The sequence below is a fragment of the Mesorhizobium sp. CA14 genome (assembly GCF_020165195.1).
In the GTDB taxonomy this organism is placed as follows: domain Bacteria; phylum Pseudomonadota; class Alphaproteobacteria; order Rhizobiales; family Rhizobiaceae; genus Mesorhizobium.
This window is the reverse complement of the sequence record NZ_JAIUHR010000006.1, coordinates 76256-95872: the sequence shown is the minus strand read 5'-3', so window position 1 is coordinate 95872 and position 19617 is coordinate 76256. Positions and strand designations below refer to the sequence as shown.

The following is a 19617-nucleotide window of genomic DNA, read 5'->3' as shown; positions in this document are numbered from 1 at the left end:
CCCGCGTTGTTCCGCCCTCAACGACACTGCCTTGGATGCGGCGCCGCCAGGGCTCTAGTCGCCTTCCTCTCGGTACAGACGTTCGGCTGCCCGGTCGCTTTCGCGTTGCTCCGCCGGTCCGCGGCGCCGGCGGGTGAGGAGAACGTAGACGATCACGAGCAAAAGAAGGAGGGGACCGCCCGCGACGACGATGAGCCATAAATCGGTGCCTGACATTGGTCTTCCTTCCCGGATCGAAGGCAATGCTCCCGCAACCAGGGTTGCCGTGACACGCCAAACCCGGTGTTGGCTAACCGGTAAAGGGGTCAAATGTTCCGCTGCCGGACAGGTCACGGCGGGCAGTTGTCGACGGCCGAGCAGGCTAGGCGGCCCATCTCGCGCAGAACGACTCTGCCGCAGCGTTCGCCGGCACTGGAACATAACGGCGCCAGAAGGGTTGGAGATCAAAGCGATAGCCGACCGAGTTCCACCATGAGGCCCTCCACCACCAACCACATCGAAATCCGCAAATACAACCACCCGACCGGCGGATGGGGATCCCTCAGATCGCTGATCCGCAAGGCTCGCGCAGAAGGTCTGCTGACGTCCGGCATCTGGAGCACGCTGCTCAAGCAGAACAAGGCGGACGGCTATATGTGCGTCTCCTGTTCCTGGGCGAAGCCTGCCGAGCCGCGCCCGTTCGAGTTCTGCGAGAATGGCGCCAAGGCGACGATCTGGGATCAGACGAAGCGGCGCTGCGGCCCGGAGTTCTTCGCCGCGCATTCCGTCAACGAGCTGCTCGACTGGCCCGATCACGATCTGGAAAAGCAGGGTCGCCTGCTCGAGCCGATGCGCTACAACGAGGTCACCGACAAATATGAGCGGGTGGCGTGGGAGGCCGCATTCCGGGATATCGGCGAAGAGCTGAGCCAACTCGATCCGAAATCGGTCGTGTTCTACACCTCGGGCCGCGCTTCGCTCGAGGCATCGTTCATGTATCAGCTCTTCGCACGCATCTACGGCTCGAGCAATCTGCCGGACTCTTCGAACATGTGCCACGAGTCGACCTCGGTCGGCCTGCCTGAATCGATCGGCTCGCCGGTCGGTACCGTGCAACTGGAGGATTTCAGCCGTAGCGACCTGATGTTCTTCTTCGGCCACAATACCGGCGTGACCGCGCCCAGATTGCTTCACCCGATCGAGGAGGCGCGCCAGCGCGGCATACCGGTCATCACGTTCAATCCATTGCCGGAACGCGGCCTGAAGCGTTTCAAGAATCCGCAGAACCCGGTTGAAATGCTTTCGCCGGGCGCCGGCACCAAGATGTCCAGCGACTTCTTCCAGATCCGCGGCGGCGGCGATATCGCCGCCATGACCGGCATCGCGAAAGCCGTTCTCGCGCTCGACGACGCGGCAAGGCGGACCGGCGCACCGCGCGTCCTCGACACCGCTTTCATCGAAGAACACACGCACGGCTTCGATGCGTTCGAGGCCTATCTACGCCGCACACCGTGGGAAAAAATCGAGATGCGTTCGGGCATCGCGCGCGCCGACCTCGAGCATGTGGCGGATGTCTACAGCAAGGCTTCCGCGGTCATCGGCAATTACGGCATGGGCCTGACGCAGCACCGGCACGGGACCGAGAACGTCCACATGCTTTGCAACCTGCTCCTGATGCGTGGCAATATCGGTAAGCCAGGCGCCGGCGTGTCCCCGCTTCGCGGCCACTCCAATGTTCAAGGCCAAAGAACCGTCGGCATCTCCGAAAAGCCCGAGCTTGTGCCGCTCGACAAGTTTGCCGAATTTTATCGGTTCGAACCGCCACGCGAGAAAGGGCGCGACACCGTCGAAACATGCGAGGGCGTGATCGACGGCTCGGTGAGGGCGTTCATTGGGCTGGGCGGCAATTTCGTCCGGGCCGTCCCGGAAACCGGGCTTGTCGAAGACGCCTGGCGTCATCTGAGATTGCATGTCCAGATCGCCACGAAGCTGAACCGCAGTCACCTGATACCGGGAGCCGTCACCTATTTGCTGCCCTGCCTTTCGCGCATCGAGAAGGACCGGCAGGATACCGGCGAGCAGCACGTCTCCATTGAGGATTCCACCGCCTGCATCCATGGCTCCTTCGGCTATCGCCCGCCAGCCGGACCCAACCTGCTCTCCGAGCCGCGCATCGTTGCCGAACTCGCCAAAGCGACAGTTGCCGGCAAGAGCTCGATTCCGTGGGATGAATGGGTGGCCGACTATGCCCGCGTGCGGGACGAGATCGAACGTTGCTATCCGGACCATTTCAAGGACTTCAACAAACGCTTCCTGGCGCCTGGCGGGTTTCATCGCGACATCAAGGCTTCGAAACGGGTGTGGCAGACCCCCAACAAGAAGGCTAACTTCAAGCCGCCGACGATGCTGGAAACGGATCCGGACATTGACGTCTCGCAATCCAACGTGCTGACGCTGATCACGGTTCGCTCCAACGATCAATTCAACACTACCGTCTACGGCTACCGCGATCGCCTTCGCGGCATCGACGGGACGCGCATGGTGTTGCTCATGAACGAGCACGATATCGAACGGCTGGGACTCCATGACGGACAGGAGATCGATCTGGAATCGGCGGCAGCCGATAATGTCGAGCGCCGCGTGCACGGATTGCGCGTCACTCCCTATTCAATTCCACGCGGCGATTGCGCCGGCTACTATCCCGAGCTCAATCCGCTCATTCCGCTGTGGCACCGAGCCGAAAAGGCTCATGTGCCGGCGGCAAAGTCGGTGCCGGTCCGCGTGATGACGACTTCGGCGCCATCTCGCTAGCGCCGACTTGGCGATTGATCAAAAATAATGGGACATGGCGGAGGAGACCTCAGCTACGGCTGAAGACGTTTCCCCGGTGACTGCTTCGTCAGGTCTGTCCCTATCAGCAGGCGGTATCGCTAGCTGTTGCCATTTAGCATGCCGCTAACGGCTTCAATGAGCGTAAGGGCCAGCACAGGCTTTGGCAGTATTTGATAGGCACGTAATTCCATTGGAACGTCCGGCGGCACATATCCGCTTGCAAAAACGAACGGAATGTCTCGTTCCGCAAGGAATGGTATCAGCGCAGCGCTCGTCTCGCCGTTGAGGCCGATGTCCAGCACCGCCGCCGAGATAACTTCGTTTTCGATCAGCCCGATCGCGCTGCGTACGGATGCGGCAGGTCCCACAACTTCATAGCCCGCTTTTTCGAGAACATCCTTGTGATCCTCGGCGATCAGCCACTCGTCCTCAACAACCAGAATCCGTGCGCTAGCCAACTGCCGTCTCCCGGCGATCGAGTGGAAACGCCAATCTCAGCTTAAAACCGTTGGTGTCGTAAGTTGTTTCGAATTTGCCGCCCAGCCGGTATTCGACTTCACCTTTAACCAGAGCCAAACCAAATCCGGACTTTTCGGGCGGCTTGACCGGCGGGCCGCCCGTTTCGGTCCATTCCAAGCGGAATTCCTGGCCAAGCACGAACCAAGTGACCGCCACCTTCCCACTCGCCGCGGACAGCGCTCCGTATTTGGCGGCATTGGTCGCCAGTTCGTGGAGAACCATTCCAAGGGAAAGTGCCTGTTGGGGTTTCAAACGGACGTCTTCACCGGCCCTGGTGCTGCGCTCCAACCCAAAGGGTTCCAATTCCTGCCGAACGATCTCTTCAGCCGACGCCTCTTTCCAGCTTTCACGCGACAGCACGCCGTAGGCCCTCGCCATCGCCTGTAGGCGGCCGATCAGCGCTTCTGCAAAGACTTCCGGCGATTCAGCATTCTTCAGGGTCTGGCTGGCAATGCTCACGGTAACAGCCAGCATATTCTTGACCCGATGATTGAGCTCGGAGATGAGGACCCGCTGATGAGCTTCCGCTTGGGCCAGGGTCGTGACGTCAACGAAGGTCACGACGACGCCCTGTATCTTGCCGACGGCATCCCGGTAGGGGATTAGGCGGACGAGATAGTGAACGCCGTCACCGTCGCGCGAAAGCTGATGCTCGATCATCTCGCCCGACCGAAAAACCTGCGCGATGTGTTCGCGCAACTGCGGATAATCGAGCCGGCTGGCAAGATCGGTAAGCGGACGACCGACATCGCTCGGCAGCAGATTGAAGAATGAAGAAGCTGCTGGGGTGAAGCTGCGGATGACCAGCTTGGGATCAAGGAAGACAGTCGCGATCTCGGTGCTGTCGAACAGGTTCTTCAGGTCGCTGTTGGCGCGATCGAGATCCTCGACCTTCGATACCAGCTCGGCATTGATCGTGCTCAGCTCCTCGTTGAGGGACTGCATCTCCTCCTTGGAGGCTTCGAGCTCCTCGTTGGACGACTGCGCTTCCTCATTGACCGAGACCAACTCCTCGTTGGAGGATTTGAGTTCCTCCAGCGCGGTTTCGTACTCTTCGATTGTCGATTGCAGGCGCTCGCGGGTGTCGCGCAGCTCGCGCTCCAGATCCGCCAATCCGCCGGCCGCCGACTGGGAACCCGTCTGGGCCGTCCGCGGCTGCGAACGCCCCACCGGCTCGAAAAGGACAAGGAAAAGCGGTTCGCTTCCGCGATCGGCCAGAGGTTCGACGGTCAAGGTTACAAACTGGACGCGGTCGTCGTCCTCCTCAACGGCAATCGCCTCCCGCACGACGGGACGCCTGTTTTCGGCCGCTTCCCGTAACGCGCCACGCAGTTCCAGGCGCAGCCCACTGCGCACCATCGTCAGCAATTGACGGCTCGGCACACCTTGCGGCGGTTCGAGGTATTTGCCCGTTCTGCCGGAATAATAGACGACATCTCCTTCGCCGTTGACGACGACATGGGCTGGCGCGTAGCGCTCCAGTACTTGAGCTTCGACGACCTGGCGCAGCGAATAGGACAAGCCGCGTCCCGCACGGGTGTCGCCGGCTTTTAGCAAACTGCTCGAGGACGCTGCATTAAGCAGAAGGGGCAGGCGCGGCGGCGCCGCGTGTTCGCGTGCCTTGAAAATGCGATGTTTCTTGTCGACCGGCGCGAACAGTTCGCTGTGTTGGCTCAGGCTCTCCGATGTGCCGAGGAACAGATAGCCGCCTGGCTTCAGTGAGTAGTGAAATGTCGGAATGACCTGCTTTTGAACGTCGGGCCCGAAGTAGATCAACAGATTTCGGCATGAGACCATGTCCATGCGTGAGAACGGCGGATCGCGAATGACGTTGTGGGCAGAGAAGATGCAAAGATCGCGCACGCTCTTATGCAGCACAAAGCTCGTGCCGTCATTGTTGAAGAAGCGTTCGCGACGTTCGGGTGAAACGCCGGCCAGCAACGGTTCGGTATAGCGTGCCGCGCGGGCGGCACTCAGTGCGGCGTCATCGATATCGGTTGCGAATATCTGCACACGCGGCACCACCGGCAGCGTGTCCATGTGCTCACGCATCAGCATGCCGATCGAAAAGACCTCTTCTCCCGTCGCACACCCGGGAACCCAGATGCGGATCGTGTCATTGGCGTCGCGGCCTTCGAACAGTTTTGGGATCACCGTTTCTTCCAAAATCTTGAAGGCATCGGCGTCGCGAAAAAAGTTGGTGACGTTGATCAACAAGTCGCGAAACAGTAAGCGGACCTCGTCTGCGCTCGAGCGCAGCAGGTCGACATAACTGTCGATCGAACTGAGCTGCTTGATCTGCATGCGGCGCCTGACGCGACGAAGCACCGTCTTGGTCTTGTAACCCGAGAAATCATGTCCGGAGTGGCTGCGCAGGATGGCGTATATTTCGTTTTGCGCGTCGCTGACGCTCCCATCCTCCGCCCTGCCGTCAGCCACCGGTTCGTCCAGCAATTCGAAACTGCGCGCGAATTCGGCAAGCTTTTCTCCCATATCGCGTGCGGGGACGGCGATGTCGATCAACCCTGAACCGATGGCACTTTGAGGCATGTCCGGATTACGCGGCCCAGACCCGTCGGCGATTTGAGCGAGCGTCAGTCCGCCATGCTCTTTGATCGCCTTCACACCCAGCGTCCCGTCTGAATCTCCGCCAGACAGAACAATTCCAACCGCGTATTCCCCGTGGTCCTCAGCCAGCGCGCTGAAGAAGATGTCGATCGGCTTGCGCTCCCTCGATACGGAGTTCGGGTGCCGTAGTCTGAGAGCGGTGTTTTCGATCGTCAAAATCGCGTTGGGCGGCATGACGTAAATGACGTCGGGCCGGACCTCGATGCCATCCTCGGCGACCTTGACGGGGATATCGGTATAGCGGCCAACCACTTCATGGAGGAGGCTCTCGCGTTCCGGACTTAGATGCGTAACGATGACGAAGCCAATGCCAGGACTGGAAGGGACGCCATGAAAAAGTTCTTCCATGGCGGGGATGCCGCCGGCCGAAGCGCCGATGCCGACAATAGGGAATCTCGGCTTGGCCATATCCATCCTGCTTAACTAGGCTAAACGTGCCAGTGGCGATTTTGATCCGACGCTCGTGGATATTTTTAGAGGCTGGCCGATTGAGCCATCCGATAGGCAAAGCTTGAATGCGAGCCGGTCGAATTTTTTATAGCGGAAACCGTGCACGTGCAATGGAGACTCGCGCCTGCAACAGGTGTCGCTGGTCTGGCAATCATCAGTTCGACTAGCCGTGCCAGATGCCCGCTCCGATACGATGGCGGGACAAGCTGGCTGCAGATTCAGCCTTCGGTACTATAGTTCGCCAGCTTCTTGAGCGTCGTTAGCTCCCGGAACCATTCTCTGAGCGGTCTGGCCAATCAGCCGATCGACAGTCTCTCTGTCTGATGTCTCAGCACGAGGCCGACGGCGCCCAGCAATGCATCGTTTTCGGTGTGCTTGCCTACGATTATCCGCGTGCGCAGGGCCGGGGCGATATCGCGGGATTTGATGAGCGTGTGGCGTTCATAGGACGCGATCAGCGGCGTCAACAGAATGTCGCCAGCTAAAGCCATGTGGCCGCCGATGATGATGAGCGGCGGATTGAGCACCGAACCGATCAAGCCGAGACCCCGGCCGGCGATCTCGGCGGTATCCTCGATCATCCGCAACGCCCTGACGTCCCCCTGCTCGGCCATCGTGATGACGTCGCCCATGGTGACTTGCCGCCGCACGATACGCGAGATCTGTTCCAGTGGCCGGGCAAAACTGGCATAGAGCTCCAGGCATCCGCGATTGCCGCAGCGGCAAAGATCGCCGCCGGGGTCGATGCTGATGTGCCCGAATTCGCCGGCGCCGCCGGCGATGCCCGTCACCAGCCGGCCATGCTGGACAATGGCCCCACCGACACCCAGATCGATCTTGAACAGCACGAAATCGTCCTGGCCGATGGCCGCACCCCACATCAGCTCCGCAATGGCCGAGCAGTTGCTTTCGTTGTCGGCGAAGATCGGCTGCTCCAGGACGGGTCCGAACACATCTCGTATGTTGACGCCGGCCCATGTTGGAACCATGCTCGCGCGCAGCACCACTCCATCGCGGCTGACAGGGCCAGAGACGGAAACCCCAACCCCCAGGAGCCCCGCCATCGGCAAACCGTTTTCCTTGTAAGACTGGGCAATTGCCGATTTGACCATCTGGGCCGCCTGTTGCGGCTGGTAGTCCAGAGGCATCGGGATAATTTGTTCGGCGATGACGGAATGCGAGACATCGGCGACGATGAGCCGTATCTCCTGAAGAGCCAGGTGAATTCCAACGCAGGTGCCCGCTGTCGGATTGAGCGTCAAGGCCGCGGCCGGCCTGCCGATGCTTCTGACCCCATCGCGGCTGGCCGGGGCTTCGATCACCATCCCCGATTTTCTCAAGCCGTTGAGCGCGGTTGAGACCGTCGAGCGCGCCAGACCGGTGACGCGTGTAATCTGCGACGCGGAGAGCACGCCGCGCTCGCTCAGGCACCGCACGATCATGCTCTCCGGCGACGCGGACGGTCTGTCGATCAGCCAGGTTCTAAGCGAAGGTTTTGTCATGGATCAACATAAACATCGTTGACTGATAGCTCCAATATGTCATCTTGGAAAGAACTCGAGATTAACCCATCTCGCCGGCGGCGGCTTCAAACCGCGGCCATAAGCGGTCGATACGAACCGTGCAACATCATATGGGAGTGAAACGATGAAATGCGTCATGACCGCCTTAGCGGCAGCTGCTGCCTGGACCTTTGTCGCCGGGGCAGCCTTCGCCGAGCCCAAGACGAACCTTCTGCACCAATGGGCGACTGGATCGGATGCCCAGGCGATCGCCAAGCTCGGCGAGATGTTCACCGCCAAGGGCGGCAAATGGGAACAGACCTCGATCGCCGGTCACACGGCCAATACGCTGGCCAAGCTGCGTGCCGACGTAATCGCCGGCAATGCCCCGCCTGCCGTGCAGCTTAAAGGTCCGGAAATCGCCGAGTGGAACCAGACCGGCATGACCGCCGATCTCGACGAGTTGGCGGGCTCGGAAGGATGGGAGAAAGTCGTCGCGCCGGAATTGCTTCCGGTGATGAAGCCGACCGGCAAATGGGTCGCCGCTCCCATGAACATCCACCGCATCAACTGGCTCTGGGCCTCGCCGAAGGTCATGCAGGCGGCTGGCGTGGCGGAAATGCCCAAGACCTGGGCCGAGTTCAATGCAGCCTGCGACAAGATCGTCGCCTCAGGCAAGATCTGCATCTCGCATTCGACCGCCGACTGGACGGATTCGACGGTGTTCGAGGTCGTGCTCTATGGCCAGGACATCGATCTCTATCGCAAGGCCTTCGTCGAAGGCGATGTCGAATCCATGCGCAGCCCGGGGATGGTCAAGGCCTTCGAGCAGATGCGGCTGATGACGAGCAAGTACATGGATCCGGGCATGGTTGGCCGCGACTGGGATTCGATGTCGGCGCTCGTCGGCAAGGGCGACGCGGCGTTCCACATCATGGGCGACTGGACGATCGGCCTGCTGACAGCCGCCGGCTTCAAGGAAGGCACCGACTATGTCTGCGCCCAGGCGCCGACCGATTGGGGCAAGCCCGGCTTCATCCTCAACTCGGACTCGGTCGTCTTCTTCAAGCAGAAGGATCGGGATTACATCGATGGCCAGAAGCTGCTTGCCAGCCTGATCCTGTCGCCCGACTTCCAGACGGTCTTCAACCAGGCCAAGGGCTCGATCCCCGCACGCCTGGACATCGATCTGTCGAAGGGCTTCAATCCGTGCCAGCAGCTCTCGCAAAAGGATCTGCAGGCTTCGATCAAGGAAGGCACGCTGGTCCGCTCGATGGCGCACAACATGACCATCCCGCAGAAGATGCGCGGCGCGATCATGGACGCCATCACCGAGTTCGTGGCGACGCCAGACATGTCAGCCGAGGGCGGCGCCAATGCGATGGCCGACGCGGCAGAAGCACAGAAGTAGACGGAACCGGCCGGGCGCAATGGCTACCCGCACCCGGCCGTCCTCCCTCTCAGTCCCGCGCTCGAAATGTCAAATCACGACCTGATTCTATCGGTCCCGGCGCCCGCCCGCCCCTGGCGGGAGCGGCTGGGCTCCGCGGTGCCCTTGCTGGTGCTCGGCCCCTCCCTTGTGGCGAGCCTCGTCTACGTCTTCGTGTTCACCGGCTGGACGCTCTACATCTCGCTCTCGAACTCCTCGCTGCTCCCGAGCTACGACTTCGTCGGCCTGGAGAACTACGCGTCGCTTTGGGCGAACCGGCGCTGGAACATCGCCTACAACAACCTCTTTCTCTTCAGTGGTTTTTACATCGTCGGCTCGATGGCCGTGGGACTGCTGCTGGCGATCCTGATCGACCAGCGCGTGCGCGGCGAGGCGGTCTGGCGGACGATCTTCCTCTATCCGCTGGCCGTCTCCTTCATCGTCACGGGCACGGTCTGGAGTTGGCTCTACAACCCGACCGACGGTATCCAGGCGATGGTGCGCGGATTGGGCTGGACGAATTTCAGTTTCGCACTCGCCAGCGACCGGCACCATGCGATCTACGCGGTGATCATCACCGGTGTCTGGCAGTCCTCGGGCTTTGCCATGGCGCTCTTCCTGGCTGGTCTGCGCTCGGTGGATTCGGACCTCGTCAAGGCCGCCCAGATCGACGGCGCCTCGACCTTCCGCATCTATCGCAAAGTGCTTCTGCCAACGATTGCGCCGATCTTCCTGGCCGTCGCCGTCATCCAGATCCAGTTCGCCATCAAGACCTTCGACCTCGTGGCGGCCCTCACGAAAGGGGGGCCGGGGATCTCGACCACGTTCCCCGCCATCTACGTCTATGACCTGATGTTCCAACGCGGCCAGATCGGCGAAGGCGCCGCGGCGGCCATCATGATGCTTGCCGCGCTTGCCGTGGTGCTGGTGCCCTATTCGTTCTGGGTGGTTTGGCGCCGGCGCAAGGAAGCCGGACATGGTTGACGCAGCGCTGGACCGGTCGCTCGATCATCGCGCCGCCACGGTTACGGCGCGCAGGCATCTTCTCACCCGCTTAGTCATCTATGGGCTGCTGGTTGTCTTCGCGGCGATCTATCTGGTCCCGTTGTTGGTCGTGGTGCTGAATTCATTCCGCGATCAGCAAGAGATCGCGCGCAACGGGTTGATCTCGCTGCCACGCAGCTTCCGTCTTGAAGCCTGGAGCCAGGCCTGGAGCACCTATTGCATTGGCGGCACCTGCGAGGGCATGCAGCGCAACTTCTACAACTCCCTGAAAATGACCATTCCGGCAACGATCATCTCGACGACGGTCGGCGCGATGAACGGTTACATCCTGTCGAAATGGCGCTTCAAGGGTTCGGAAGCGCTGTTCACCTTGATGCTGCTCGGCGTCTTCATTCCGGGCCAGATCTCGTTGATGCCGTGGGCGTTCATCCTCGGCAATCTGGGCCTCAGCAATTCGACCTACGGGCTCATCGTCATCCATGTGATCCAGGGCATTTCGTTCACCACCCTGTTCTGCCGCAACTACTACGTCAGCATCCCCGACGATCTGATCAAGGCGGCGCGCATCGACGGCGCAGGCTTCTGGCGCATCTTCCGCAAGATAATTCTGCCGCTTTCCTCGCCGATCCTGATCGTCACCGTGATCTGGCAGTTCACCGGTATCTGGAACGAATATCTGTTCGGCGTCGTCTTCACCTCCGGGCAGCAACAGCCGATCACGGCCGCGCTCGTCGCGCTGACGGCGAGCGGCACGAACGTACGCGCCTATGACGTCATGAGCGCCGCCGTGCTGATCGGCGCGCTGCCGCCGCTGCTGATCTATCTCTTCGGCGGCAAGTATTTCGTCCGCGGCCTGACCCAAGGCGCAATCAAGTGAGCGGGACTTATCGCATGTCGCGGATCGTCCGGTCTCCGAAGAAGGGCATCGCATGTCGACATTGACCATCCGATCGCTGCGCAAGAACTACGGCACGGTCGAGGTGCTGAAGGGCATCGATCTCGAGGCGCAGAACGGCGAGTTCGTCGCCCTGGTCGGACCGTCCGGCTGCGGCAAGTCCACCCTGCTCGCGATGATAGCCGGGCTGGAAACCGTAACCTCCGGCGAGATCCGCATCGACGGCCGGCTGGTCAATGCGGTTGCGCCGAAAGACCGCGACATTGCCATGGTGTTCCAGTCCTACGCGCTGTATCCGACGATGACGGTGCGCGAGAACATCACCTTCGGCATGGAAAGCCGCCGCGTACCGAAGCCGCAGCAGGACGAGGCCGTCAAGCGGGTTGCTGCTTTTCTGCAGATCGAACCGCTGCTTGGGCGCAAGCCCGGACAGCTTTCGGGCGGCCAGCGCCAGCGCGTCGCGATGGGCCGGGCGCTGGTGCGTGATCCGAAACTCTTCCTGTTCGACGAGCCGCTCTCCAATCTCGACGCCAAGCTGCGCGTCGACATGCGTACAGAAATCAAGAAGCTGCATCACCGCGTCGGCAAGACGACGGTTTATGTCACCCACGATCAGGTCGAGGCGATGACGCTCGCCTCGCGCATAGCCGTGATGCATCAAGGCTCGGTTCAGCAATTCGACGAGCCGGCCATGATCTACAACCGCCCGGCCAATATGTTCGTCGCGGGCTTCATGGGTTCGCCGGCGATGAACTTCCTGCCGGCCGAACTGGGCGAAGAAGGCGGTCGCCCCACGGTTGCCCTGTCGACCGCCGACGGCAAGACGGTCGGTCTGCCGATCGTCCAGACGCTTCCGTCCGATACGCCGCGACAGCTCGTTCTCGGCATTCGGCCGGAGCACATCTACCGGTTCGATCCCGATCTTCAGCGTCGCAAGCCAGGCATCGCGCAAATCGATGCCATGGTCGAACTGGTCGAGCCGACAGGTGCGGAAACCATGGCCGTTCTGCGCCTGGGCGCCAAGGAGATCACCGGTCGTTTCGACCCCGACAGCACGCCACGGATGGGCGAGACGGTGACGCTCGGCATCGACATGGCGCGTGCCTGCTTGTTCGACCCGACCACCCAACGCCTGATCTGAAGAGAGTTTCCGCATTTGTCCTTTGCCATCTATCCGAGCCTGGCCGACCGCGTCGTGCTGATCACTGGCGGCGCGTCGGGCATCGGCGCCGACACGGTCCGCGCCTTCGCTGCCAATGGCGCACGCGTCGCGTTTTTCGATCTGCAGCAGGAAGCCGGCGACAAGCTCGCGCGGGAACTCGCCGTCTCGGCACCGCACGCGCCGCTATTCATGCACTGCGACGTGACCGATATTCCCGCGCTCCAGGTCGCGATCGGCACAGTGCGCGACCGCCTCGGATCTGTCGCGGTGCTGGTCAACAACGCCGCAGACGACAATCGCCACCCGGTCGCGGACGTGACGCAGGACTACTGGGATCACGCCCAGGACGTGAACCTCAGGCACCATTTCTTTGCCGCCCAAGCCGTGCATGCGCACATGAAGGAGTTGGGCTTTGGTTCGATCGTGAATTTTTCCTCGATCGCCTGGCGTTTCGGCGCGGCAGACATGGCGCCCTATGCGACGGCCAAGGCTGCGGTGGTCGGGTTGACATTCGCGCTGGCGCGGGCGTTTGGCCCCGACAACATCCGCGTCAACGCCATCGAGCCGGGTGCCGTCATCACCGACCGGCAACGGCAGCTTTGGTACAAGACGCAGGCGTCGGTCGATCAGGTCGTGCAGCGCCAGATGATCCGCCGGGTTCTGACCGGCGGGGAGATCGCGCGCACGGTGCTGTTCCTCGCCGCCGACGACAGTCGCATGATCACCAAGCAGTCGATCACCGTAGACGCCGGCCTGCGATGACCGCAAAACCTGAACCCAAGGATCGCTCCATGCTCCAGGTCGGCCTGAACCCCTACGGTCTGACCTATCATCTCGGCCTCCAGGGCCGCGGCACGTCACGCGCCAATCCCCAACCGGCAGGGCTGGAAGGCTTCATCGCGCTCGCGACCGAACTCGGCGCGCGGGTGCTGGAGATCTGGGTGCCCTGGCTGACCGAACTTTCCGACGATGCGGTGATCGCGTTGCGGGAAAGGCTCGCCAGCCTTGGGATCACGCCGATCGTCAGCGGCGGTCTCCTGGTGAGCGAGCCGCTCGACCAGGCATTTCGGGCCGCACGTCTTCTGAGGGCCCAAATCATCCGAACGGCGCTGACGCCGGTTCTATGTGGCGACCGCAACGCTGCCGGCGAGAAATGGAGCGAGTTCGCCGGCATCATTCGAGACAGGTTGAAGGAATGGGGTCCCCGCGCGATTGCCGAAGGCCATGTCCTTGCCATCGAAAACCACCAGGATTTCACCAGCCAGGAACTCGTCGATTTCTGCGCACTCGGCGGCGAAGGCGTCGGCGTCACATTCGACACCGGCAACACGTTCCCGGTTGGCGAAGCGCCGCTCGATTTTACGCGGCGGATCGCACCCTGTGTCCGCCATGTCCACCTCAAGGATTACCGCGTGCAGTTCACGGCCGAAGGCTACCGGCTGATCCGTTGTGCCATCGGCGATGGCGCGGTGCCGTTTGCCGAGCTGTTCGCAATTCTTGCCGAAAACCACGATCGCATGACCGCCGTTCTCGAACCGGGCGCATTGGAGGCACGGCATGTCCGCTTTCTGCGCGACGACTGGTGGCACGGCTACCCGCCGAAGACGGCGCGCGAATTTGCGGCCTGCCTGCGGGCCGCGCAGCGCAATCGGCTGCCCGAGGATGCCGACTACCGCACCCCTTGGGAGCGCGAAGACGACGGTTCCCTGGTTTCCTACGAGCTCGACATGATCCGGCGCAGCGCCGCCAACATGCGCAATTTGGTTTGATGAAGTGGAGAAGATCTGGTGACACGTGAACTCGATGGATTGACCGCCTTCGTAACCGGTTCCGGCCGTGGCCTCGGCCGGGTGATGGCCGAGCGCCTGGCGGAACTCGGCGCCAATGTCGCGGTCCACGACATGGACGAAACAGCTCCGTCCAAATACGGCGAGTTCGCCAATCTCGGCGAGGTGGTCGAGCGCCTGAAGCGGCATGGGACGAAGGTCACGTGGGTGACCGGCAACATTGGCGACCGGGAGGCGGTGGCCGAGATGAAGCGCAAGATCGAGGCCGATCTCGGCGACGTGCATGTGCTGGTCAATTGTGCTGGCGGCGACATCGGCGCCAAGGGCAGCAAGCCGAACCCGAACAACGCCCTCGACATCGAACTCGAGGACATCCGCGTGCTGACCGAGAACAATCTGATCGGCACGATGCTGGTCTGCCAAGCTTTCGTGCCGCCAATGAAGCGGCGCGGCGGCGGCTCCGTTATCAACATCGCGTCGGCGGCGGCTCACCTCGGCTGCTCGCCCGAGGTCGTCTACTCGACGTTGAAGGCCGCGGTCGTGCATTACACGCGCTGCCTCGCCAAGGAACTGATCGACGACGGCGTGCGCATCAATGCGGTCAGCCCCGGCGCCACCAAGACGGCACGATTCCAGGCGACCCGCGTGGTCGATCCGGCGCGCATGGACTCGAGCAAGAAATCGCTAAACCGGTATGCGGAGCCGGAAGAGATCGCCGAGGCGGTGGCCTTTCTCGCCGGCCCCCGCGCGCGCTTCATCAACGGGCAGGTCATCCGCGTCGATGGCGGTTTCACGATCTTCCCAGGTTGAGCAGGGGAGCTGTCAGGCTCCCCTGCCCTAACGCCACGCGTTCGACGCGACGCGCTTTCGGCCGTGTTGCGCTCGGGCAACATGGGCTGTGGACTCACTAGAGCGGGATGAGTTTGGCTTGAATCGAAGGGATTCCCAAGGGTCTGCAAATCAGATTCAAGATGCTGGCTGGGAGAAGGAGGCCGGCATGAATGGGCAAGCCATATTCAAACGATCTTCGGGACCGGGTTGTGGCTTCGGTCGAGCAGGAGGGACTTTCGCGCCGGCAAGCAGCGGCGCGTTATGATGTCGGCATCAGCTCGGTGATCAGATGGGTCGGGCGCTTTCGCGAAACAGGCAGCGTCAGCCCCGGCCAGATCGGTGGACACAAGCCCAAGAAGATCCGCGGCGCCCACCGCGACTGGTTGGTTGAGCGCTGCCGCAATGAGGCCTTCACCTTGCGCGGGCTGGTCGCGGAACTGGCCGACCGCGGCCTGAAGGTGGACTACCGCTCGGTCTGGGCATTCGTTCACGAGGAGAAGCTCAGTTATAAAAAAAGACGCTGGTCGCGGCCGAGCAGCGGCGCCCCGACGTCGCGCGCCGGCGTCAGCAATGGTTGAAGTATCGCGCAGCGATTGATCCTTCACGCCTGGTGTTCATCGACGAGACCTGGACCAAGACCAACATGGCGCCGCAGCGCGGCTGGGCGCCCATCGGGGAGCGGCTCCATGCCGAGGTCCCGCACGGCCACTGGCAGACCATGACCTTCCTGGCGGCACTGCGCCATGATCGTCTGGACGCGCCATGGCTGATCGACGGACCAATCAACGGCGAGCGGTTCCGGCTCTATGTTGAGCAGGTGCTGGTTCCGACCCTCAAACCCGGTGATATCGTGATCATGGACAATCTTGGCTCGCACAAGGGCAAGGTGGTGCGCCGCGCCATTCGCGGCGCCGGCGCAAGACTTCTGCTCCTGCCGAAATATTCGCCCGATCTGAACCCGATCGAACAAGTCTTTGCCAAGCTCAAGCACTGGCTCAGAAAGGCGGCGCGGCGAACCGTCGAGACTGTCTGCAGCGCCATCGGCGAAATCCTCGATGGCCTCACCGCAACCGAATGCAACAACTACTTCGAAAACGCTGGATATCGTTCAACCTAAAATCATCTCGCTCTAGAACGTCATCAAATGACGGCTGTGCCGTCGCCGCGGTGCGCGGGCAAGGCACTGTTGAAAGTGACCTTGCGAGATTGCTGATGGGCAGCCGTCATGGCCCCGCCGTCCAAAGATCAGCCCGCGAAGCCGCACCATCGAATTCGCTATACCGACCTGGGCGAGAGGCTGACCAGGTGTCGAGGGAGTATTGCTGTGGCGCTACTTTTTCGAACCGCTGACCCGCGACTGTTTCCAGTCGCGGGCGTCGGGAGAGTTCTCGATAAGTCCGTCGTCAAATGTTGGCGAGCAATTCGTTGACGCGGCTTTCCATGTCGGCAAGTGCGGCATCCACGTCCTTCTGGCCGGTGATTGCAGCGCTCATCTCTTCGCCCACAATGTCCTGGATCGCAAACTGGCGCTGTACCGCCGACGGCAGCGGCCTGCCGAGATCGGCGACCGCTGCGATCGTGTTGCGATGCGGCAGTGCCTTGAAAGCGTCCGAGGCGATGATGGCTTTGTAGGCCGGCAGGTGGCCGGTGCGCGACCAATCGAAGTCATGGTCGGCGAAGAACTTCAGGAATTTGCCGATAGCCGCGATCTGTTCGGGTGTGCGGTCCTTCTGCGAGACTGCCCAGGTGTGGCCGTCGGCATATTGCGCATGGGCGCCGGCAAATAGCTGCGGATACGGATAAACCGCATAGCCGCCCTTGTTGAGGGCCGTGCCCTTAGTTTCGGACTGGGCGTTGTTGTCGCCGACAACCCACGTGCCGTTGAGCTGCACGCCACCTCCACCGGCAAGGAAGGCGTTGATGGCGCCGCCATAGTCGAGGTCCTTGGTGGTGTAGCCCTTGTCGAAGATCGCCTTGTACATCTCGACGATCTTCTTGGCTTCCGGCGTGTTCAGCTTCACATGTTTTGGATCGGCGAAGAAATCGGAATTCTGCTGGAAGAGATAGGTGTAGAGATTGCGCGTATAGAGTGCGGTCTCATTGGCCAGGTTCTGAACGAAGTAAGGCTTGCCGGTCTTCTGCTTGAACTGTTCGGCCTGGGCGAGCAGCTCCTCGGGCGACTTCGGAAGGATCGGCGTGCCGTCGGCATTGACGAGGCCAGCCTGTTTGAAGAGATCCATGTTGATGTGATAGAGCATCGTCCAGCTGTCGATCGGCAGGCCATAGATCTTGCCGTCCTTGGTGGCGCCGTTGCGCGCCGCGTCCGTGAAGGCATCGGGTGTGACGCCGACGGACTTCAACAGATCGTCAAGCGGCATCAACAGCCCCTTGGACTGGTAATCCGAAAGCGCCGATTCATGGATCGTAACGATATCGGGAGCTTCGCCCGAAGCGAACTGCGCGGTCAGCTGGTCATAGCCCGGCCATTCCACAGTGCTGACGCTGACGTGAACATCGGGGTTGTCGGCATTGAACTTGTTGATCAGCGAGGTGATGATGCCGCATTCGCCCACTGCCTTGGCGACATCGGTGTTGGTGCCGAAATCGGCATCGCAGGCACCGAAAAAGCGCTGCACGGTCAATTCCGTCGCTGCAAAACTCGGGCTTGCGAGCATCAGCACGCCCGCCGAGACCGCTGCAAACAGGACTTTCTTCATTTTCATATCAGTTCCTCCTACTGAATCTGCGCCACTCCACCCTGGACTGGCTTCATGCTTCAATCGCTGCGACGCACTCCCCCGCCGCCAGGCAATTTCGTCATCTCACCGCGGCGCCCGAGACGGCCGTGACGATGTATTTCTGGAAAAACAGGTAGACGATCAGGATCGGCGCGCCGGCGAACACCGCCTGCGCCATCAAGAAGCCGATGCCTTCCGACTGGGCGAAATTGGTCTGTGTCGAGGCCATGCCGACCGTCAGCGTGTACATATCCTTCTTGGTTGCCGAGATCAGCGGCCACAAGTAATCGTTCCACGCGCCGAGGAAGGTGAAGATGCCTAGAGTTGCCTGAGCGGGTACCGTGAGCGGCAAAAGAACCTTCCAGAACGTCCTGAACCGGCTGGCATTGTCCAGCATGGCGGCTTCGTCCAGTTCCTTCGGGATGGCCTTGAAATACTGGGTCATCAGGAAGACGCCAAAAGAAGCCGACAGGCCCGGGAGAATGAGCCCGTGATAGGTGTTGTGGAAATTCAGCATGCTGAAGATCTGATGGCGGGCGACAAGCACGGCCTGTTCCGGAACCGCCAGGCCGAAGAGCACGATCACGAACAGGATGTTTCGGCCGGGGAAATTCAGCCGTGCAAAGCCATAGCCGGCAAGCGACGACAGGATCAGCGTTCCGAGCGTCAATCCTCCGGAGACGATGATGCTGTTGAACACCCAGACGAACACCGACGAGGTGCCGATGGTGTTGATGTAGTTCTTGAGCGTATAGGGCGCCTGAAACACAGAATTCGGATTTGCCATCAGCTCGGCATTTTCCTTGAGCGACAGGCCGATAACCCACAGAACCGGCGCGATCATGACCAGGGAAAGCAGGATGACCAGAGCCAGCAACACGCGGTCGCCGAATGCGCGTCCCTTGATGGAAATGGCTGGAGCCCTCATGCCTGACCTGCCTTGTTGCGTGTGACCAGGTACTGGACCATGGCCGCCATCAGGATGAGGATGAACAGCACCTCTGAAGCCGCGGCGCCCATGCCGAGATCCCAGCGACGGAACGCGGTGTCATAGATGTAGAGCACGATCGGCTTGGTCAGGTTGTTCGGACCGCCGCGTGTCATCAGCCAAGCCTGGCCGAACAGCTGGAACTGCAGCACGATCTGGACAATGACCACCAGGACGAAGGTGCGTTTGATCGACGGCAGCGTAATCGAGCGTAGCGTCTGCCAGCGATTGGCATTGTCCAGGGCTGCCGCTTCGTAAATATCCTGCGGAATCTGCTGGAGGGCGGAGAGAAAGAGCATCATCGGCAGGCCGATGCACCACCAGACGGTGGCGATGGCGATGCCGATCATCGCCAGGCTGGGATCGGAAATGAAAGCCGGGGCGGTTGCGCCGAACCATCCGTAGATCGTCGACAGAAGGCCGACATTCGGAATGAACACGATGCGCCAGATCAGTGTGACGATCGTGACCGACAGCACCGAGGAAGAAAAGAAAAGGGTCCGCAGCACCGCGGCTGTGCGTGTGCGGCGGTTGAGGCAAAGCGCGAGAAAAAGGCCGATCAGTGCCAGGGTCGGCACCGTCAGAAGCACGAAATAGAAGGTATTCCAGACCGATTGCAAGAACACCTTGTCGTGAAACAGCCTGACATAGTTGCCGAAACCGACGAAGTTTCCGGATGAGAACGTGTCGGCCTTGTGGAAGCTCAGCCACATTCCCCAGAACAGCGGGACCAGCAGAAGCGTCGTGAAGAAGAACAGGAACGGCGCAACGAAAATGAAGTTTCGCCATTGCGGAGCGTAGATATCGACGCTTGCAGCTCTGACGCTGGCGGCCGGAAGCACGGTCCGCGGCGTCGCCCGTCGGTCATCCAT

General features: G+C 61.2%; 16 protein-coding genes and 1 pseudogene. 9 read left to right on the top strand and 8 right to left on the bottom strand.

Going from position 1 to position 19617, the window contains the following annotated elements; all coding sequences use genetic code 11:
* Positions 1-54: 54 nt before the first annotated feature.
* Complete coding sequence (locus LB565_RS09705) at positions 55-216, bottom strand: hypothetical protein (protein WP_224583271.1); 162 nt, start codon at positions 214-216, stop codon at positions 55-57.
* 255 nt (positions 217-471) lie between these two features.
* Here LB565_RS09705 and LB565_RS09700 point away from each other — a divergent pair, with 255 nt between their 5' ends.
* A complete protein-coding gene (locus tag LB565_RS09700) occupies positions 472-2790 on the top strand; it encodes an FdhF/YdeP family oxidoreductase (RefSeq protein ID WP_224583269.1) in 2319 nt (772 codons plus the stop codon).
* Between the two features lie 119 nt (positions 2791-2909).
* On the opposite strand, the gene LB565_RS09695 is transcribed toward LB565_RS09700, so the two are convergent.
* From LB565_RS09695 to LB565_RS30025, 4 genes and pseudogenes are all read right to left on the bottom strand, one after another.
* On the bottom strand, positions 2910-3269 hold the full coding sequence (locus tag LB565_RS09695) for a response regulator (RefSeq protein ID WP_224583267.1): 360 nt from the start codon (positions 3267-3269) through the stop codon (positions 2910-2912).
* Complete coding sequence (locus LB565_RS09690; RefSeq protein ID WP_411970627.1) at positions 3262-6372, bottom strand: CheR family methyltransferase; 3111 nt, start codon at positions 6370-6372, stop codon at positions 3262-3264. The genes LB565_RS09695 and LB565_RS09690 overlap by 8 nt, the downstream gene beginning before the upstream one ends.
* Before the next feature lie 332 nt (positions 6373-6704).
* A complete protein-coding gene (locus tag LB565_RS09685) occupies positions 6705-7670 on the bottom strand; it encodes an ROK family protein (protein WP_224583542.1) in 966 nt (321 codons plus the stop codon).
* A gap of 111 nt (positions 7671-7781) precedes the next feature.
* Positions 7782-7850, bottom strand: a pseudogene (locus LB565_RS30025) (hypothetical protein); the annotation flags it as partial.
* A gap of 217 nt (positions 7851-8067) precedes the next feature.
* On the opposite strand from LB565_RS30025, the gene LB565_RS09675 reads away from it, so the two are divergent.
* The 8 genes from LB565_RS09675 (at position 8068) to LB565_RS09640 (ending at position 16136) form a co-directional block, all read left to right on the top strand.
* Positions 8068-9321 carry an ABC transporter substrate-binding protein gene (locus LB565_RS09675; protein ID WP_224583263.1) on the top strand — a complete coding sequence of 418 codons (1254 nt, stop codon included), beginning with the start codon at positions 8068-8070 and terminating at the stop codon, positions 9319-9321.
* 66 nt (positions 9322-9387) lie between these two features.
* A complete protein-coding gene (locus tag LB565_RS09670) occupies positions 9388-10323 on the top strand; it encodes a carbohydrate ABC transporter permease (protein WP_224583261.1) in 936 nt (311 codons plus the stop codon).
* A complete protein-coding gene (locus LB565_RS09665; protein ID WP_224583258.1) occupies positions 10316-11221 on the top strand; it encodes a carbohydrate ABC transporter permease in 906 nt (301 codons plus the stop codon). The genes LB565_RS09670 and LB565_RS09665 overlap by 8 nt, the downstream gene beginning before the upstream one ends.
* A gap of 52 nt (positions 11222-11273) precedes the next feature.
* Entirely contained in the window at positions 11274-12380 is a 1107-nt protein-coding gene (locus LB565_RS09660; protein WP_224583256.1) for an ABC transporter ATP-binding protein, read from the top strand.
* Positions 12381-12395: 15 nt separating this feature from the next.
* Positions 12396-13163 (top strand): SDR family NAD(P)-dependent oxidoreductase, encoded by a 768-nt coding sequence (locus tag LB565_RS09655; RefSeq protein WP_224583253.1) that lies wholly within the window; start codon positions 12396-12398, stop codon positions 13161-13163.
* Between the two features lie 29 nt (positions 13164-13192).
* Complete coding sequence (locus LB565_RS09650) at positions 13193-14170, top strand: sugar phosphate isomerase/epimerase family protein (RefSeq protein ID WP_224583251.1); 978 nt, start codon at positions 13193-13195, stop codon at positions 14168-14170.
* An 18-nt stretch (positions 14171-14188) separates the two neighbouring features.
* Positions 14189-14998 carry an SDR family NAD(P)-dependent oxidoreductase gene (locus tag LB565_RS09645; protein ID WP_224583249.1) on the top strand — a complete coding sequence of 270 codons (810 nt, stop codon included), beginning with the start codon at positions 14189-14191 and terminating at the stop codon, positions 14996-14998.
* Between the two features lie 191 nt (positions 14999-15189).
* Positions 15190-16136, top strand: a protein-coding gene (locus tag LB565_RS09640) for an IS630 family transposase (RefSeq protein WP_224583247.1) whose coding sequence is annotated in 2 segments (ribosomal slippage) — positions 15190-15528 and positions 15531-16136 — 945 coding nt in all. Because the reading frame shifts where the segments join, the coding sequence is not laid out codon by codon here.
* 286 nt (positions 16137-16422) lie between these two features.
* Here the strand turns inward: LB565_RS09640 and LB565_RS09635 are convergent.
* From LB565_RS09635 to LB565_RS09625, 3 genes are all read right to left on the bottom strand, one after another.
* Positions 16423-17736, bottom strand: a complete 1314-nt coding sequence (locus tag LB565_RS09635; RefSeq protein WP_224583540.1) for an ABC transporter substrate-binding protein — start codon at positions 17734-17736, stop codon at positions 16423-16425.
* A 100-nt stretch (positions 17737-17836) separates the two neighbouring features.
* On the bottom strand, positions 17837-18685 hold the full coding sequence (locus LB565_RS09630; protein WP_224583246.1) for a carbohydrate ABC transporter permease: 849 nt from the start codon (positions 18683-18685) through the stop codon (positions 17837-17839).
* On the bottom strand, positions 18682-19617 hold the full coding sequence (locus LB565_RS09625; protein WP_224583243.1) for a carbohydrate ABC transporter permease: 936 nt from the start codon (positions 19615-19617) through the stop codon (positions 18682-18684). Before LB565_RS09625 ends, LB565_RS09630 begins: the two co-directional genes overlap by 4 nt.

Coding starts and splice junctions, on each gene's coding strand:
- LB565_RS09675 (WP_224583263.1), top strand. CDS start 8,068: ATGACCGCCTTAGCGGCAGCTGCTGCCTGGACCTTTGTCGCCGGGGCA.
- LB565_RS09665 (WP_224583258.1), top strand. CDS start 10,316: ATGGTTGACGCAGCGCTGGACCGGTCGCTCGATCATCGCGCCGCCACG.
- LB565_RS09635 (WP_224583540.1), bottom strand. CDS start 17,736: ATGAAGAAAGTCCTGTTTGCAGCGGTCTCGGCGGGCGTGCTGATGCTC.
- LB565_RS09625 (WP_224583243.1), bottom strand. CDS start 19,617: ATGGATGACCGACGGGCGACGCCGCGGACCGTGCTTCCGGCCGCCAGC.
- LB565_RS09670 (WP_224583261.1), top strand. CDS start 9,388: ATGTCAAATCACGACCTGATTCTATCGGTCCCGGCGCCCGCCCGCCCC.
- LB565_RS09705 (WP_224583271.1), bottom strand. CDS start 216: ATGTCAGGCACCGATTTATGGCTCATCGTCGTCGCGGGCGGTCCCCTC.
- LB565_RS09660 (WP_224583256.1), top strand. CDS start 11,274: ATGTCGACATTGACCATCCGATCGCTGCGCAAGAACTACGGCACGGTC.
- LB565_RS09630 (WP_224583246.1), bottom strand. CDS start 18,685: ATGAGGGCTCCAGCCATTTCCATCAAGGGACGCGCATTCGGCGACCGC.
- LB565_RS09650 (WP_224583251.1), top strand. CDS start 13,193: ATGCTCCAGGTCGGCCTGAACCCCTACGGTCTGACCTATCATCTCGGC.
- LB565_RS09700 (WP_224583269.1), top strand. CDS start 472: ATGAGGCCCTCCACCACCAACCACATCGAAATCCGCAAATACAACCAC.
- LB565_RS09690 (WP_411970627.1), bottom strand. CDS start 6,372: ATGGATATGGCCAAGCCGAGATTCCCTATTGTCGGCATCGGCGCTTCG.